Source organism: Streptomyces parvus, assembly GCF_014648875.1.
Taxonomy (GTDB): domain Bacteria; phylum Actinomycetota; class Actinomycetes; order Streptomycetales; family Streptomycetaceae; genus Streptomyces; species Streptomyces parvus.
The window spans coordinates 356,212-371,076 of sequence record NZ_BMRY01000010.1 but is presented as its reverse complement, the minus strand read 5'-3'; the positions used below and the strand labels follow the sequence as shown (position 1 = coordinate 371,076).

At 65.7% G+C, this 14,865-nt stretch carries 19 protein-coding genes and 1 pseudogene; 9 read left to right on the top strand and 11 right to left on the bottom strand.

Features of this window, described 5'->3' with window-relative positions:
* Nucleotides 1-158 precede the first annotated feature (158 nt).
* The 4 genes from IE140_RS28525 (at nt 159) to IE140_RS28510 (ending at nt 2,995) form a co-directional block, all read left to right on the top strand.
* A complete protein-coding gene (locus IE140_RS28525) occupies nt 159-944 on the top strand; it encodes an alpha/beta hydrolase (protein ID WP_308438424.1) in 786 nt (261 codons plus the stop codon).
* 58 nt (nt 945-1,002) lie between these two features.
* Nucleotides 1,003-1,482, top strand: coding sequence for a hypothetical protein (locus IE140_RS28520; protein WP_150196890.1), 480 nt, complete (start codon nt 1,003-1,005; stop codon nt 1,480-1,482).
* 13 nt (nt 1,483-1,495) lie between these two features.
* The gene (locus IE140_RS28515) at nt 1,496-2,038 is read left to right on the top strand and encodes a hypothetical protein (RefSeq protein ID WP_229826926.1); all 543 of its coding nucleotides are present in this window, start codon (nt 1,496-1,498) and stop codon (nt 2,036-2,038) included.
* A gap of 450 nt (nt 2,039-2,488) precedes the next feature.
* The gene (locus IE140_RS28510; RefSeq protein ID WP_229826925.1) at nt 2,489-2,995 is read left to right on the top strand and encodes a hypothetical protein; all 507 of its coding nucleotides are present in this window, start codon (nt 2,489-2,491) and stop codon (nt 2,993-2,995) included.
* Between the two features lie 233 nt (nt 2,996-3,228).
* Here IE140_RS28510 and IE140_RS28505 read toward each other — a convergent pair whose 3' ends face one another.
* A complete protein-coding gene (locus tag IE140_RS28505) occupies nt 3,229-4,101 on the bottom strand; it encodes a hypothetical protein (protein WP_150196889.1) in 873 nt (290 codons plus the stop codon).
* Between the two features lie 248 nt (nt 4,102-4,349).
* Between IE140_RS28505 and IE140_RS28500 the strand changes: the two genes are divergently transcribed.
* The 3 genes and pseudogenes from IE140_RS28500 (at nt 4,350) to IE140_RS28490 (ending at nt 6,680) form a co-directional block, all read left to right on the top strand.
* Entirely contained in the window at nt 4,350-4,841 is a 492-nt protein-coding gene (locus IE140_RS28500) for a DUF2975 domain-containing protein (protein WP_150196888.1), read from the top strand.
* Nucleotides 4,841-5,056: pseudogene (locus IE140_RS28495) on the top strand (helix-turn-helix domain-containing protein); the annotation flags it as partial. The gene IE140_RS28500 and the pseudogene IE140_RS28495, both read left to right, overlap by 1 nt.
* A gap of 82 nt (nt 5,057-5,138) precedes the next feature.
* The gene (locus IE140_RS28490) at nt 5,139-6,680 is read left to right on the top strand and encodes an oxidoreductase (protein WP_167533549.1); all 1,542 of its coding nucleotides are present in this window, start codon (nt 5,139-5,141) and stop codon (nt 6,678-6,680) included.
* Between the two features lie 96 nt (nt 6,681-6,776).
* Here IE140_RS28490 and IE140_RS28485 read toward each other — a convergent pair whose 3' ends face one another.
* The 4 genes from IE140_RS28485 to IE140_RS28470 all read right to left on the bottom strand — a co-directional run bounded on the left by IE140_RS28485 (nt 6,777) and on the right by IE140_RS28470 (nt 8,936).
* Nucleotides 6,777-7,403 carry a hypothetical protein gene (locus tag IE140_RS28485; protein WP_189460818.1) on the bottom strand — a complete coding sequence of 209 codons (627 nt, stop codon included), beginning with the start codon at nt 7,401-7,403 and terminating at the stop codon, nt 6,777-6,779.
* 50 nt (nt 7,404-7,453) lie between these two features.
* A complete protein-coding gene (locus IE140_RS28480) occupies nt 7,454-7,903 on the bottom strand; it encodes a hypothetical protein (protein WP_150196884.1) in 450 nt (149 codons plus the stop codon).
* 90 nt (nt 7,904-7,993) lie between these two features.
* Nucleotides 7,994-8,236 (bottom strand): DUF397 domain-containing protein, encoded by a 243-nt coding sequence (locus tag IE140_RS28475; RefSeq protein ID WP_032764976.1) that lies wholly within the window; start codon nt 8,234-8,236, stop codon nt 7,994-7,996.
* A gap of 262 nt (nt 8,237-8,498) precedes the next feature.
* On the bottom strand, nt 8,499-8,936 hold the full coding sequence (locus IE140_RS28470; protein ID WP_150196883.1) for a hypothetical protein: 438 nt from the start codon (nt 8,934-8,936) through the stop codon (nt 8,499-8,501).
* Nucleotides 8,937-9,040: 104 nt separating this feature from the next.
* Here IE140_RS28470 and IE140_RS28465 point away from each other — a divergent pair, with 104 nt between their 5' ends.
* On the top strand, nt 9,041-10,411 hold the full coding sequence (locus IE140_RS28465; RefSeq protein WP_150196882.1) for an NsdA family TPR-like regulatory protein: 1,371 nt from the start codon (nt 9,041-9,043) through the stop codon (nt 10,409-10,411).
* 40 nt (nt 10,412-10,451) lie between these two features.
* Here the strand turns inward: IE140_RS28465 and IE140_RS28460 are convergent, their stop codons facing one another.
* The 5 genes from IE140_RS28460 to IE140_RS28440 form a co-directional block, all read right to left on the bottom strand.
* Nucleotides 10,452-10,784: a hypothetical protein gene (locus IE140_RS28460; RefSeq protein ID WP_150196881.1), complete on the bottom strand. Its 333-nt coding sequence runs from the start codon at nt 10,782-10,784 to the stop codon at nt 10,452-10,454.
* Nucleotides 10,777-12,159, bottom strand: coding sequence for a hypothetical protein (locus IE140_RS28455; RefSeq protein ID WP_150196891.1), 1,383 nt, complete (start codon nt 12,157-12,159; stop codon nt 10,777-10,779). Before IE140_RS28455 ends, IE140_RS28460 begins: the two co-directional genes overlap by 8 nt.
* Nucleotides 12,160-12,164: 5 nt before the next feature.
* Nucleotides 12,165-12,440 (bottom strand): hypothetical protein, encoded by a 276-nt coding sequence (locus IE140_RS28450; protein ID WP_229826933.1) that lies wholly within the window; start codon nt 12,438-12,440, stop codon nt 12,165-12,167.
* 314 nt (nt 12,441-12,754) lie between these two features.
* Nucleotides 12,755-12,952: a DUF397 domain-containing protein gene (locus IE140_RS28445; RefSeq protein WP_150196879.1), complete on the bottom strand. Its 198-nt coding sequence runs from the start codon at nt 12,950-12,952 to the stop codon at nt 12,755-12,757.
* The gene (locus IE140_RS28440) at nt 12,952-13,797 is read right to left on the bottom strand and encodes a helix-turn-helix domain-containing protein (RefSeq protein WP_150196878.1); all 846 of its coding nucleotides are present in this window, start codon (nt 13,795-13,797) and stop codon (nt 12,952-12,954) included. The genes IE140_RS28445 and IE140_RS28440 overlap by 1 nt, the downstream gene beginning before the upstream one ends.
* A gap of 174 nt (nt 13,798-13,971) precedes the next feature.
* Here IE140_RS28440 and IE140_RS28435 point away from each other — a divergent pair, with 174 nt between their 5' ends.
* Nucleotides 13,972-14,658 carry an ATP-binding protein gene (locus IE140_RS28435; RefSeq protein WP_167533548.1) on the top strand — a complete coding sequence of 229 codons (687 nt, stop codon included), beginning with the start codon at nt 13,972-13,974 and terminating at the stop codon, nt 14,656-14,658.
* An 8-nt stretch (nt 14,659-14,666) separates the two neighbouring features.
* Here the strand turns inward: IE140_RS28435 and IE140_RS28430 are convergent, their stop codons facing one another.
* On the bottom strand, nt 14,667-14,813 hold the full coding sequence (locus IE140_RS28430; protein WP_167533547.1) for a hypothetical protein: 147 nt from the start codon (nt 14,811-14,813) through the stop codon (nt 14,667-14,669).
* Nucleotides 14,814-14,865: the final 52 nt, after the last annotated feature.

Sequence of the window (14,865 nt, the reverse complement as noted above, 5' to 3'; positions counted from 1 at the left end):
GCGCCTCCACACAGCGATCGGCGACATCCCGCCCCACGAGCACGAGACCAACCACTACGCTCAACACCAGCCCCAACCGGCGGCTGGAGTCAACGCATAGAGCCTCCACCGATCCCGGAGCGGTTCAGTTCGCGCACCTCACCAAGGCTCGGGAGGGCATGGAGAGCATCCAGGAACGGTTCGACGCGACCGGTGGGAACGGGTTGCCGCCCGCCTACCTCTTGGGCTTCGATACAGAGAAGAACGGCCGGGCGATTGTTGCCAACGGGAACCCTGATACCGCCGCCCACACGGCCGTCTATGTTCCCGGCACCACGTCGAATCTTGGCGGGATTCATGGAGACATTGAACGCATGACCGAACTCTGGCGCGAGTCCGATGCGATGGCCGGAGGGAAAGAGGTCTCCACCATCACGTGGCTTGGGTACGACGCTCCGCAGAGCGTGGTCAAGGATGCTCCTTTCCGGCACTATGCCGATGACGGGGCCCCGGCGTTCAACCAGTTCATGGACGGCCTCAATGTGGCCAACAGCACCGACTCCGGTGGTCACCACACGGCCATCGGCCACTCGTACGGTACGACTCTGATCGGCTCCGCAGCTCGTCAGGGAGAGCTGAACGCGGATGACGTGGTCTTCGCAGGCAGTCCAGGTGTGCAGGTGGGCGAGGCATCACAGATGGACGTGCCCAAGGGGCACGTATGGAATGAGGAGGCCGAGGGCGATCCCGTCCCCGACTTGGGTCGATTCGGTCACGGTGGCAGCCAGTGGCGGTTCGGCGGAGGTGTGGCCATCATTCCCAGTGACGAATTGTTCGGAGCGAACCAGATGACTACAGGCGGGTCGGAAGGTCACAGCGAATACTGGGATCGAGACACGGACAGCCTCAGGAACCAGGCGGCTGTCGTAACCGGCCAGTACGGAAAGGTGAAAATTGAGGAATAAAATATTCGACAACGTCCTTCTGAGTGTCGCCATACTCACCGTACTTACAGGATGCAGCATGACTGACCAGGCAGATTCCAGCACGCCGAAACCGGTAGGAACGCGAAGCGTCGACGACGTCGATGCCGAAACGAAGCAGATCTCCAGCCAAATCCTCGACATCATGGCCATCAAGGGGACGATGTCCAAGGCGGGCCCGGGTGTGAGTACGTGCGAGGGTGCGGAGCGCGGGAAGCTGTTCCTCATGCGGCACCCTTGGAGTCTTACCGGGAAATCCGATGCTGAGCTCATGAAGGCCATGACCCGTCTCAAGGAAGACCTTCCGAAGCATGGCTGGAAGATCGTCGGGTATGGGCCGAACAGCTCCAAGGCCAAGTCCCTGGAGCTCACAGCGGATCATGCCGCGAAGAAGTTCGCCGTCAAGGTCGAATTCTGGGAGAGGAACAGCGGCGGGGACACCAACGAGCCCATGCTGCTCGTCAACCTGGTCTCTGCCTGCTATCAGGTCCCGGATGGTGAGAAGGTTGATCGGTTCTGACCACCGTCGGCCGATGTTCCTGGACATGAAGAGCGGACCGAACGCAAAGGTGTTCTTCGTATCCATCGCCCTCACTTCTCTCCTGGGGTGCAGCATGGCTGACGCCAAGGGTGCAGGTGAGCTGCCCCCCGCAGGCACGAGCACCTCGCTCGCCGCCGCTGACCAGGCAGAGAAGATTTCCAGTGAGATTCGCGATGTGTTCGGCATCAAAGGGAAGATGTCAGTTACCGGTCCGGGCGTTTCGGAGTGCGGAAAGGACCCGGACAAGTATTTTCAAATCTTTCACCCTTGGAGCTTCACCCCGGAATCGCCAGAAAAGCTCGGTGCCGTGATGGAACGGCTCAAGGAGGAACTCCCGAAGCACGGCTGGAAGGTCGTCGAGTACGGACCCGACGGCAGCAAGAACAAGAATGTCAGGCTCACCGCTGACAACGACGAGACGAGGCACAGCGTCAAGATTTGGCACTATGCCAAGCGAAACCCGGCGAAACTGGGCCTGATGGTTGTGTCCGGCTGCTACCAGGTCCCGGACGGCGAGAAGGTCTACCGGTTCTGAGGGGTTTCGGAACCGACTGTGCCGAGCATTCAGCGGGCGACGCGACGATACTCACCGAACTCGCTGGATGCGGCCCTGCTGTGGAACCACGGTCGTGGGTATTGCCGCCCAGTCCGACATCGCCCGGTCGGGGAAGCTTGGGTCGGCCCCACGCATCGCTGATGCTGTGATCGCCGTTGGTAGTCCCGGAATGCAGGCCGACCATTCGGTGGGCCCGGAAATAGATACCCAGTACGTATGGGCCATCGGTGGCCGCTGGGGCGACTAAGGTGTTCGCTATGGTGGCCGCTTGGCCGGACCCGGCGACAACCTGACGATTCCCCGATGAATGCTTCGGCGGGAACATCATGAAGAGCAGTGCGGGTGATCACGGCGCGTTCTGGGATCCTGAATAAATCATCCTCCGGAATCAAGTAGCCGTGATTTCGGGAAAATATGAAAGAGTCCAGCATGACTAGCAAGACGTGCAAGGTTGCAGCCTATGCAATTCTTTTTTGCTTGATTCTTTCGGGGTGTTCTGAGATCCATGAAAATGACGCCGACGTTCCGGTGCGTCCCACTTCCGAGGTGCAGGATGAGGCCGAAGAGATTTCGAGCTCGATCCTGGAGATCCTTTCGCTGAAGGCGAAGGCGACTGAATCGGGCGCCATGATCTCTCCGTGTGAGGAGGGAGATTATCGGGCGCACCACCCCTGGGGTGTTTATGGGCCTGCCGCCAAGGATCTGGTAGAAGCAATGGATAGATTGCGAAGCCAGTTGCCGAAGAAGGGGTGGAAGATCGTCAAGGACGGCCTGGATGACAGTCAGGCGAAGAGTCCACAGATTGTCGCCGACTCGGCCGATGGGGAATTCTCCGTCGACGCACGTTTCCATGACAGGCAGAACGACGATCCGGCTCAACTTGAGGTCACAGTTCAATCAGCGTGCTTCCGCCTTGGGTCTCGATCCACGTCCTGAGGCCCAGCCGGTGTGGAGGCAGGGCGAAGGTCTGGTCCGTTGAGCGTGGGCCGGTTCAGTGCGGTTGTCCTTGGAGGCGCTCTCGCGGGAAGCGGCGTTCCGGGGGAATCGAAGTATGCGCTGAAATCCCTTGTTGAGCGCGATCCGCCGAGCCCGCTCGCTCATCGCCCGTGCCTGAAGCGTGTTGCAGAACCCGGCTCCACCCGCCCAACGCCCGACTTCTGCAACACGCTTTAGACGTCCTCGCGGTCATTGGCCGGCCGGATTCCCGTCTGCTGGTGGTATTCGTTGATCACGGATTGCGCCGCCCTCAGTGTGTCGGACTCGCTGGTGAGTCCTTCCCGCAGAAGAGCGTTCCGCGTCGAGAGCATGACCTCGGCAAAATGGACAGCAGGGTTCTTGTCCTCGCGCGGCTTCGCAAGCTCAATCTTGGTATCGGGCTTTGCGAAGAAGTTCCGAGTGAAGTTGCCCGTTCTCCCGCAGACTTCAACCTTGGACCAGCCAGTGGTGGCGTTGAGATTCAGGACGAAGCCCTCGTAGCGGTCCCCTTCTACGCTGAGCACGTCCCTGGCCTGCCAGGTCGCCTCGAACTCCTCGCCGTCATCTACCCTTACGCGCTGGAAGTTGTGCTCCGGCCACTTGTACTGAAGGACGCCGTCCATGCCGGGTACCCCAGGCGTTGCCGAGTGCAGTGTGCAGGTGAAGGCGTAGTTCCACTCATCGACGATGGGAAAGCCCGCGGACGCACCCACGCGCGTCATGTTCATCCGGTCCGCGACCCACCACGACTCGATGAGGGCGCCCCGGATGCGGAGCATGGTTCCGAGTTGCTTCACTGCGGCCTTCCTGGCCCTGGCCATCTCCAGCCTGGATCTCGCCCGCCACAGATTGGCAACACGATCGGCGGCGTTCTTGTGAAGCACGGCTACGGCCTCGACCCAGTGCCAGGACTGATCACTGTCGGCTCCGTGGTTGGGCATCTGGGCGATTCCCCGGGCGTGTTCTTCCACCAGCGCCTTGAAGTAGCGCCGTACGTCCGGGTCTGTGCTCGGCCAGTCCGTCTGCATTCCGAATCTTCTGGCCTGGCTGCGAGCGAAGATGCCCATGGAGTCACTCCTCCAGGTTCAGGTTCAGGACGGGATCGTCCACGTCCAAGTGGAAGTATGACCGGGGCCAGCGACGAGCCGGGACGCGAGCTGGCCGGTGCCGGACTGGCAGTGGACCCACTCGACAGCGCCGCCAACTGGCCTCCACGACCGAAGCAACCGGAGAGCCCACCCCACCCACCCACCGTTGCCTGACCTATCGAAATTCGATAGATTCCCATCGTGGATCGATGGAAGAGGGATGGGTCATGGGAAAGCTGACCGTGCGGGCGCTCCGCGCCGTGCTCGTGGTGGTGCTCGCCGGCACCGTGTTCGTACAGGCTCTGATGCTGTGGGCGCTGATCAGCGGGAACGACCCGGAGGACGGGTCCCTGCCGCTCACCCCGCTGCGCGTGATCACGATCCTGGGCATCGGGACGGCCCAGGTCGCCATGGCCTGCGTCTGGCGGCTGGTGACGATGGTGCGGCGCGGCACCGTGTTCTCCCACGCCGCCTTCCGGTACGTGGACGCCATCATCGGCGCGATCGTCGCAGCCGCTCTCGTCTGGTTCGCGGTCACGGCCCTGAACGCACCCGGCCAGCGGGACGATCCAGGCGTCACCCTCATCATGGGCGGGGTGGGCCTGGCCATCCTGGGGGTCGCGCTCATCGTGCTCGTCCTGCGGACGCTGCTCGCCCAGGCCGTCGCCCGTGACGTCGAAGCAGCTGAGATGCAGGCCGAGTTGGACGAGGTGATCTGATGCCGATCGTCGTCGACATCGACGTGATGCTGGCCCGGCGGAAGATGTCCGTGGGCGAACTCGCGGACCGCGTGGGGATCACCCCCGCCAACCTCGCGGTACTCAAGAACGGCCGCGCGAAGGCGGTGCGCTTCTCGACGCTCGCCGCACTCTGCGAGGTACTGACGTGCCAGCCGGGCGACCTGCTCCGCTGGGAGTCGGAGGACGCCGAGGGCGTCGTGGGGGCCGGGGGCGCCGAGAGCGCCGAGGATGCTGCGATCGAATGCGAGCCGGGAGGAAGATCACTACCCTGAACCGGTGCTCTCCTACGACGAGATGACTCCACCGGAGCGTGAGCTTTGGGACGCGTTTCCCGAAGGACGCCCTGTGGACTTTCGTACGGGTGTGCCGGGGGACGACGGTGTCGCCGAGGGCGGGCAGTGGGGCTCGGGCCGTACGGTTCGGGCAGCCGTGATCGTGGCGCTGATGCAAGGTGCCAACCCCGCACAGCCGGGCGACATGGCCGGCCTCAGGCTCGCCGGCGCACGGATCAGCGGCTGTCTGGACCTCTCGGACGCACAGCTGGGTCAGGCTCTCCGGATCGAGGAGTGCTGGTTCGAGGATCCGCCGAACCTCCATGGGGCGTCGACCCGGACGATCCGCATCACGGACAGCCGACTGCCCGGCCTCGATGCCGGTCTGGTGCGTGTCGAGGGGCATCTCGATCTGTCCCGGTCGCTCGTAGCGGGATGCCTGAACCTTCTGAACGCCTCCGTGACAGGCGAGTTGCTGCTGAACGGCACACGGGTGTGCGTGTCCGAGGGCTGGGCCGTGATCGCGGACGGTCTTGGCATGGGAGGCGGCATCTTCTGCATGCACGGGTTCACCGCGCGGGGCGGGATACGCCTCCGGGGAGCGAATCTGCCGGGTGGACTGTTCCTGCAAGGCGCACTTCTGGAGCGTCCCGTTCCTTTGGGGCGCCCCGGCCCGGGTGGTGTGGCCCTGGCCCTGGACGACGTAGCGGCGTCGACGCTCAATCTCTCCGGGGGCTTCACGGCGAACGGCACCGTAAGGCTGCGGGGTGCCCGGGTCTCGGACAGCCTGACGTTCGAAGGAGCCGTTCTGAACGGGCCGCCCGACGGCGGCGGCCCGGCCTTGGCCGGCATGCTGATGCAGGCGGTCGACTTCGACTTCACCCTCGCCCGGCACCCGTCCGGAACCGTGGACCTGCGGGGCGCGCAGGTGTCCTACCTCCACGACAACAACCACAGCTGGCCGGACGTGGTGGAGCTGGATGGCTTCGTCTACGGCTCCATCAAGGTGGACGAGGCGGGCGAGCGGCGGGAGGCGGTGGGGCAGCAGGACTCCGTGTCCCGACGCGTGGCATGGATACGACGCAGCCCGGGCTACAGCCCCCAGCCCTACGAGCAGTTGGCCGGCTGGTACCGGAAGGCCGGCCACGACGACGACGCCCGTCGCATCCTCCTGGCCAGACAGAGACACCGGCGGCGGACCCTGCACCCGGCCGCCCGTGTGTGGGGCCACCTGCTCGACATGACCGTGGGTTACGGCTACCGCCCGTGGCTGGCGGGCGTCTGGCTCCTCGCGCTGACCTTGCTGGGCACGCTGTCCTTCGGCACGCACACCCCCACCCCGGTCAAACGAGACGAAGGCACCCCGTTCCAGCCCCTCGTCTACACGCTTGACCTCTTGATCCCCATCGGCGGCCTGGGCCAGCGCACGGCCTGGTACTGGTCGACCGGCAGCCTCCAGTGGCTGGCCTACCTCCTGGTCGCCTTCGGGTGGGTGCTCACGACTGCCGTCATCGCGGGTGTCACCCGCACCTTGCAGAAGAGCTAGTGCAGCATCAGGCGACCCTGGCGTCGTGACAGCCCGCAGCGTGGGTGGGGTCCTGTGCGGCCGGGCGAGGGCAGACTAATCGGGACCTGATCCGGGCTATTCCTGCGATGGGCCGATGACGGCCTGGCCGATCTGCTCCGCCAGCCAGGAGGCGTGCCGCAGGTCCGACCCGTCGTGATGCGAGCGGCGTACATGGACGAGCACGGTGTGGTCGCCGGAGCGCTCGTCGAATTCCAGGCTGCGGGAGTTGAGCAGCAGCGAAACCCGGGCGTTGTTGGCTTCGCGGTAGATCTCGCGATCCGGTACGTCGGGCCATTCCAGGCTGGACCAGTAGATCTCGCCGATGTTCGGTCCGACCAAGGCGGCGAACTCTTCCTCGATGCTGCCGAGGGGCTGGTCGAGCATCGACGCCCACAGCGGCAGATGGGATGAGAGGAAGCGCGGATCACTGGAGAGCCCGGGCGCGTGGACACCGACGTGCAAACCCGTCGGATCGGCAGGGTCCCGCGTCCAGTCCTCGACATCCTCCTTCCGGAACCAGGCATCCGGCAGCGCTTCGCGTATCCGCAGCACTTCCGGGACGGTGCGCAGTTCGACGTCCACCGACACCTGCGTGGCCTGCGCGTACCGCTCGTCGCCCACGGCCACAAGCTGACGTGCCACGCGCAGGGCCTGTACCGGGTCCGTCGTACGGAAGACCGGGTACCCGATGGGGTTGGACATGCGAGCACCCTGCCACAACCACCATCGGGCCAAGACCTGATGTTCCCCGGTCAGGCGGGCGGAAGGGGGCAAGGAAGGCCGGGATGGTGGTGGTTGAGGCAGCAGACCACCGAGAAGGAGATCAGGCTCTGGGACTTCGTGTAGTGGACCCAGCAGACGTCGACGCCTCGGGGGAGAGCGTCCATCGCGTACGCGATCTTCTGTTCGAGGGTGATGTGGGCGCGCCCGCCGTCGTCCCTGTCGGCGGGCGGATTCGCCTCGTACGTGCTCTGCAGCCAGGTGACGGCGCCCACCGCACGGGTCCAGGTGCGCTCCACCGCGGTCTGGTTCTGCCGCAGGAGCCAGTGCCCGGTCATGAGGGGCGGCAGCGTCGAGGCGACGAACGCGCGGGTCTGTTCGGAGTTCAGTTCCGCACCCGGACGGCGTAGGGCCTCCTGGCCGTACGCGTCCCTGCTGCCGGTCCACGGACCGTATCCGTGCCAGTGTCCTGACCAGGTCATCTGCGCCCTTCATTAGGGGAGACGGGCCGGCCCGGAGCATGTCCGGTCCGGCCCTTTACGTGGTGCTTCGCGCTCAGGAAGGGAGCCAGACTAGAGGCTCAGGCCCCGGGTCCTGACCCACCCGGTGGCGAAGTCGTCGAGCTCGCTCCCGGTGAAGCGCAGCTCCTTGCCGACGCCCTCGGGCTTGCTGTCGCGGATGGCGAAGGAGGCATCCGTGCCGGGAATCGCGGCGAGGCTCACGCAGGTCTCGTGGGGGCCGCCCGCGTTGCCGCCGCAGAAGTCGGCGAAGGCGTCGGCCGTGGGGGCCGACAGGGCGTAGAGGTTCCCGTCCATGGGAAAGTTCCTTCCGGTGCTGATGTCGCGGAGATTCGGTCTCCGCACCGTCGTGCTCCTGCACCCGCCCGGCTGCCGACCGTCCATGGAGACAGCCGGGCGGGGGTCTGTGGGGTGAACCCGGGGCTGAACGTGCGTGCCGGGCAGGGGCGCTGTGAGTCGAGGAGCGCCCCCGGCTACCTGCCCGACCACACCGCCGCAACGATCGACGAGCCGATGGCGGCAAGGCAGACGACGTACGCGATCTGCCGGGCCCGTTCGCTCATCGCCCCGCGCCTCGACCGGGAACCGGCCGTACGGGAAGAGGAGGCCGGGCCGAGCCCGCAGGCCCCGCGCCCCCAACCCTGTTCACGGCGGCGAGCTTTCGCAGGACCCGGGCCAGGGCCCGGACGTGGGAGTAGACCTCGTGCGACAACGCCTCCGGGGATGGAGGGTTGTCGAGGAGATGAGTGACCTCCAGGAGGAAGCCGCGGTCGGCCCCGCTCATCCCCTCCGCTCCGGCCGCCGGATGGCCGACGAGGGCGCTCACCCGTCCGCGGAGGGAGACCACCGCGCTGTCGAGTTCCGCGCGCGTGGTCGTACCGAGCCGGAAGGCGAGCACGCGCCGTACCTCCTGCTCCGCGTCCGCCTTCCCGCCGGCCGCCACCGCACGCGGGCGGCCTGCGCCAGAGGCGCTGCTTGTCTTCACTACGTCGGTCACCAGGCATCTCCGCTCATGGCCGCTTTTGATCGCGTTCTGTGTAGAGATAACTGCGCGCCGTGCTCATCCCGGTACCGTTGGAGACAGGCGTAACCGTGAAAGCCATGAATTTCCGGGGAGTTGGTGTGCCCGTGGCACCTGGGAGCGACCGCAACTCAGGCCTTGAGAACCTTCTTGAACAGGCCGGATGGTCCAGGACGCAGCTCGCGAACGCCGTGAATCGCACGGCTGGTGAAGCGGGCATGACGTTGAAGTACGACCAGTCCGCCGTCTCGCACTGGCTGAGCGGCACGCAGCCGCGAGCACAGGTCCGGCCGGTGATCGTCGAAGTACTCGAACGAAAGCTCGGCCGTCCGGTGACCTACGCCGAAGCGGGCCTGCGCTCGCCGAAGCCGGGCCCGGCAGTGGACTCCACGGACACCACAGACTCCCTCTTGGACCTCGGAAGGGCTGACATGGACCCCTCGCGGCGCGGAGTGCTCGCAGCAGGCCTGTACTCGGCTGCCCTCACCGTCCCCCTCTTCGCAGGTGAGGCCTACGCCGAGGAACGGGAGCGTTCGGTTCGGCCGACCGGCCGCATCGGTGCGGCCGAGGTGGCGACCGTCCGTACGATGACGGACCGCATCGCGGACATCCTGGACGAGCTCGGCGCCGGACACGCTCGGCCGATGGCCGCCGCGTTCCTCGTCAACACCGTCGCGCCGTATCTGAGGGCTTCCGCGACGGGTCCGGTGCGACGCGACATGCTCTCCGCCGCGGCCGACCTGACCTACCTCACCGGCTGGATGGCCATGTACGAGCGGGCTCACGGCCTCGGTCAGCAGTACTACGTCAAGGCCTTGCGCCTCGCCCAGGAAGCGTCCGACCACGTGACGTACTGCCGCACGCTGCGCGGCATGAGCCTCCAGGCGTCCAACCTGCGGTACGGCCACAAAGCCCTGGAGCTCGCCGACTCCGCCGCTGAGGCGGCCCCCGATGCCGGGCCGCGCCTGGTGGCCTTCCTCCGCGGGCAGCAGGCCCACGCCTCCTCGATGGTCGGAGACCGCCACCGGGCCTTCAAGCGGCTGCGCGAGGCCGAAGCGGCGCTCTCCCGGGCCGATTCGAGGCGGGAGTCGATCGGCGGCTACGACCAGGCCGCCTACCAGTTCCACGTGGCCCACGTGCTCTACGAGACACGCGACCTGCCGGGTTCCATCGCAGCGTTGAAGACCTCGCTTCGCGTGCAGCCCAAGCAGGAGAGGCAGGGGCGACTCCACGCCAACGCGGTCATGGCCCAACGGCAATTCGAGTTCGGCCACATCGAGGAGGCCTGCACCACGTGGGGCACCTTTCTCGACGACTACGTGGGTCTGTCCTCCGCACGCGGCGACGAGCACTTCGCGACGATGCGCAAGCGCATCGCGCCGTACGGCAAGCTCCGGACGGCGCGTGAACTGCAGGAGCGGTCGCGGCAGGTGGCGGGGATGAAGGGGTAGGGCGAGTTCTGTGGCGGCTGCCCGCCACAGGGAGACCGCCTCACGGCACCGGCGCGAACACCATGCGGATGATCGACACCAGGATCAACGCAGCGGGTATCGCATACCACCACCGGCGAAGTCGGCCGAGTGAGACGAATGCTGCGGTGATGCCACCGGCCAGCAGCTCGGTTCCCACGCTGAGCACGGCCATCAGCCGCACGGTGGTGGTGACGTTGGAGTCCCACGGCCCCTCGGACTCGGTGAGCACAGCGTTCAACAGGAAGAAGCCTCCGACAGCGTGCAGTACCAGCAGGAAAGCACCGCAAAGGGCCGTCGCGATCACTGTTGTGGGCGGCTTCTGCGGGTGCGTCTTGGTTTCCTGATCAGTCACGGAGAGCCTGCCGGGCATCGTCGAGGTTGTAGCCGAAACCGCGACCGTATGCCTGTGCGTCGTCGGTTCTCCAACCGGGGCCGCCGTTGTACCGCGCTGCCAGCTCCTCATACTGGGCGGGGGTCATCTGGTCAGCCGGAACGTCGGCGAACGAGCTCTCCGCCTTCAACTGTGCGAGGTACTCCGATGCTATATAGACGTTGGTGGCCGGATCCTGAGTCGCTCGCTCGACCTCATCACGCTGTGCCTGGGTCATGTTTTCCGGGTCGTATCCGAGGACCTCTGCCGACCTGCGAATCTGAATCGCTATCGGTCCCATGGACGTCTGATCCGCATCTCCTGTGAGGCCGACCTTGTCCGCCACCCATTGGAACTCGGGCCACACCTCGTGCTGGTTCTGACGGTAATTGTCGCTCACGTCGTCGACCCACTTCGGATCGCCCTGCACCTCTTGCCAGGCGATACCCGCGATCATGTCCGCCGGCAGGCCGGTGTAGGCGGCGGCATCCTTGATGTGCGCGCTATTGGCGCGAATCCATTCCCGTCGCTCAGAGTCGGAGTTGGACGGCAACCATCGGTTCTGGTCGATGGCGGGCCCTAGGCTGTCGAGACGTGAGCGGATGTCCTGAAGCTTCGGCGAGACCCGGTCATTGCCGACGTTCGGTGCTATGCCGTCGACCTTGGGCCCGGACCCCGTCAAGGCCACGTTGGGATCGCGTTGTGCCTCACTTACCTCACGGCGGAACTCCGGCATCCCCGCCAGCAGGACGGACGGGTGAGGAAGGTCGCCTCGGAAGTCAGGGAGTGAACGACGGGCTTTGGCCAACTCCCTCGCACACGTCGACCGCGCTTCGCTCTCTATTCGCAGGGCGTCGCCGAACGCGTTCTTGGCTGTGCTGTAGTGCCCCTCAGCCTCCTCCCGGATCTCGTCGACGTCAACAGTGATCTCCGCGAGCCAGTCGAGGACGCCGGTCCTTTTGCGGAGATCTTCCCACTGCCTCAACGGCTCTGCCAGCTGAGCCTTCTCCGTCACAGGACTGGCAACGGTCGACATGACGCGGGACAGACCGGCCTCGGCGGACAGCCCCTTCGCGAAGTGCGTCTTCGCCCGCTCGACGGCGTCGGCGTAGTCAGTGAGTGCCGCCCAGGCCTTGCGGAATGCCGCCGACAGATGAGTGGCAAGGCTCTCCGCCTCGCGAAGCCGCTTCCGGTACCGGTCGTTGGCTTCGCTCACCCACTCGGTGCGCGAAGCCCTGAGGAATGCCCTGTCCGTCGACTCCAGCAACTCGTGAAGCCTGCGGTACTCCTGTGCGTTGCGTTCTATGAGCGGAGGGTTGCAGAGTTCGAGGAAGTCGACATCGACGCGATAGGCCATCGTGATCACCTGTCCTCGGAAGGTACGTACTGACCGGACACGAGGACCGACTTGAGCGCAACTTCCGCTGCTTGATCAGCTTTCGCATAGTTGCCGCCGGCCGCCTTCAACTTGGTGGAGAGCGCGGCAAGGAGTGAAACCGTGTCCAGGAACTGGTCGTTACTGAAGCGCGCGAACGAGTCGAGCTGCTCCGAGACCTCTCGGTGCGTTCGTGGCATACGCGCCAATACGGTCAGCTTACCGTCGGGACGCCCTTCATAGAGAAGTCCGGCGAGCTCCATCAGCAAGTGGGAGCTCCCGTTGATCGATGCTCCGCTCGCTGCGTAGCCGTCGCTGTGTCCCGTCATATCTCATCCCCCAATTCGATCATGATGACGAAATCATAGGGGAAGCTGTCGAATTGATGCCCCGAGGGGTGTGGCAACGCGATGGGCCGACGCTGCGTCCAGGCCCGCAGGCGACCGCCACGTTATGTACTGCTGCAAGGTCCACGGCGTGGGTCATCTGGTGCCCGACCTTCGCTACCTCAGAGCCTCTGGGGCCACTGTGCTAGGCAGTTGATGCGCTGCGGAGAAGCCGCTTCCGACTGCAGAGGCTACTGGCAGCTGTTCTTGGCCCCCACATGCGCGACGAAACCGGCCCAGGCCGCATGGCCGACGGCTATGCGAGGACCCTCGGGCCTCGTCGAATCGCGTACTCCCACGGTCGCGAACAGGTCGGCGACCTCCACGCACTCCGTACCGCTGCCCCCGCTGTACGACGACTTGAACCATTGACCGACGCGGTGAACCATCAAAGCTCCCTGCCCACTTGATCCAGGAGCGCGGCAGACCGCTCGATGTTCAGGGCCTGCGCGCGCAGATAATTGAACGCCAACTTATAGCGTGACAGTTCCTGGGGCTTCTCCATGAAAAGGCCGCCTCCGATGATGTCCACGTACACGACGTCGAGCTCGGGCGCCGGTCCGCCGAGGACGACGAAGCTGCCCACTGCCGCCGCGTGGGCGCCGGTCTCGAACGGCAGGATCTGCACGGTGACGTGAGGGCGTCGGGCCTGTTCGAGCAGATGGTGCAGTTGTGCCCGCATGGTCTCGCGTCCGCCCACGACGCGGCGGATCACCGCTTCGTCGATCACCGCCCAGATGTGGGGCGGCTCGGGTCGTTCGAGCAGCTCCTGCCGCTTCACGCGGATGTCCACCATGTGGGCGATCTCCTGGTCCGAGCACCGCATCTCCGAGGCGCGGTGCACGGCCTCGGCGTAGGCGCGCGTCTGGAGCAGCCCGGGGACGTACATGCAGGCGTAGTGGTCCTCGCTGACTACCTCGTCCTCCAGGGTCAGCATGAGGTTCATGGATTCGGGGATGGGATCCGCGAGCGAACGCCACCAGCCCTGGATGCGTGCGCCCTTGGCCAGCTCGACGAGTGAGGAGCGTTCGTCGTCCGTGGTGCCGTACTCGCGGCACAGGGCGTCCACGGCCGGCCACTTGACCGCGCCCTCCTTCCGCTCGTAGCGGCTCAGGGTCGCTTTGGAGATGCCGACCAGCGCCCCAGCCTCCTCCAGGGTGAGGCCCTTGCGCTCACGCAGGCGGCGCAGGTCGGCACCGAGCTGGCGCCTGCGGGTGGTGGGTCCGACTGTCATGGCTGTGGTTCCTCACGTCGACGCTTCAGAGCGTGCACGGCTGATCGTTGTACGGGCAAGTGGGCGTGCGCCGGGGGCGTGAGGCACGGGGGCGGGCTCCCGGGAGTCGCTGGTGAGAGTTCCAAAATGAGAGTTCCAGTGACACTCTTCTCATACGTGTTGTCACGCTTGGTGATGACGAGTCTGCTGGGAGCGGTGATCGACATGGACGGCTGTCGTTTCGGTGTGGTGCGCAAGGCCTGGGAGATGCCATTCCTGGCGGAGCCGGCGGGGTTGGCAGGGCTGAGAAACGCCGTCAGGTATCGGCTGGACCTCTGGGGCCTGGCCGATATCGCCCCCGATGCTCAGCTCTGCGCTTCGGAGTTGGCGGCGAACGTGATCCGGCACGTGGGGTCGGGCACGTGCGCACGTCTTGCCGTCTCCATGAACGGTGGTCGCCTGCGCATCGAGGTGAGTGACCCCGACCCGCGCGGTGTTCCCGTCCTCGCCACGCGGGAGGACGGGAACGAGCACGGCCGCGGGCTGGTTCTCGTGGACGCTCTCGCCGACAGTTGGGGTGTCGTCCTCCGGGCCGACTCGAAGGCAACCTGGTGCGAGCTCGTCACCGGGTTGCGGTCGTCGGTCGACCACATGGACGGGCCCCGGGTCGCGAGGGCCGAAGCCCTGCTCGGGCTGCTCGGAGTGTCCGGGCGGGACAAGGGCGTCGAGCGGGGACCGGTGACCGTGGCGCACGCGGAGGAGTCGGCGGTCGATGTGATCGCCGACCTCCTCCACTGGCTCCGGGCCCACGGGTGCGATCCGGACGGGGCCCTGGACCGCGCACAGGCGCACTTCGAGGCGGAATTGACCGAAGCCGCGTGACCGCGGGCTCAGTGATTCAGCACGTCGCTGAAGAATCCGATCGAGGGGTCCTCCGGCGTGCCGACGAGGAGAGCACGGTCGAGCAGGCCGTTGTTGTGCTCGCAACTGAGGCGGGTGCTCAGGAAGGCGGACGGCCGCGCGGAATCTGTAGTCACCCTGCCATTGCAGCACCCGCGCGTCGGTGGCGAGGCAAGATCATCGCAACAG

Excerpts from the sequence above, each read along its gene's own strand:
- IE140_RS28525 (WP_308438424.1), top strand. The coding sequence starts at position 159 with ATGGAGAGCATCCAGGAACGGTTCGACGCGACCGGTGGGAACGGGTTG.
- IE140_RS28520 (WP_150196890.1), top strand. The coding sequence starts at position 1,003 with ATGACTGACCAGGCAGATTCCAGCACGCCGAAACCGGTAGGAACGCGA.
- IE140_RS28515 (WP_229826926.1), top strand. The coding sequence starts at position 1,496 with ATGTTCCTGGACATGAAGAGCGGACCGAACGCAAAGGTGTTCTTCGTA.
- IE140_RS28510 (WP_229826925.1), top strand. The coding sequence starts at position 2,489 with ATGACTAGCAAGACGTGCAAGGTTGCAGCCTATGCAATTCTTTTTTGC.
- IE140_RS28505 (WP_150196889.1), bottom strand. The coding sequence starts at position 4,101 with ATGGGCATCTTCGCTCGCAGCCAGGCCAGAAGATTCGGAATGCAGACG.
- IE140_RS28500 (WP_150196888.1), top strand. The coding sequence starts at position 4,350 with ATGGGAAAGCTGACCGTGCGGGCGCTCCGCGCCGTGCTCGTGGTGGTG.
- IE140_RS28485 (WP_189460818.1), bottom strand. The coding sequence starts at position 7,403 with ATGTCCAACCCCATCGGGTACCCGGTCTTCCGTACGACGGACCCGGTA.
- IE140_RS28480 (WP_150196884.1), bottom strand. The coding sequence starts at position 7,903 with ATGACCTGGTCAGGACACTGGCACGGATACGGTCCGTGGACCGGCAGC.
- IE140_RS28475 (WP_032764976.1), bottom strand. The coding sequence starts at position 8,236 with ATGGACGGGAACCTCTACGCCCTGTCGGCCCCCACGGCCGACGCCTTC.
- IE140_RS28465 (WP_150196882.1), top strand. The coding sequence starts at position 9,041 with ATGAATTTCCGGGGAGTTGGTGTGCCCGTGGCACCTGGGAGCGACCGC.
- IE140_RS28455 (WP_150196891.1), bottom strand. The coding sequence starts at position 12,159 with ATGGCCTATCGCGTCGATGTCGACTTCCTCGAACTCTGCAACCCTCCG.
- IE140_RS28450 (WP_229826933.1), bottom strand. The coding sequence starts at position 12,440 with ATGGAGCTCGCCGGACTTCTCTATGAAGGGCGTCCCGACGGTAAGCTG.
- IE140_RS28445 (WP_150196879.1), bottom strand. The coding sequence starts at position 12,952 with ATGGTTCACCGCGTCGGTCAATGGTTCAAGTCGTCGTACAGCGGGGGC.
- IE140_RS28440 (WP_150196878.1), bottom strand. The coding sequence starts at position 13,797 with ATGACAGTCGGACCCACCACCCGCAGGCGCCAGCTCGGTGCCGACCTG.
- IE140_RS28435 (WP_167533548.1), top strand. The coding sequence starts at position 13,972 with ATGACGAGTCTGCTGGGAGCGGTGATCGACATGGACGGCTGTCGTTTC.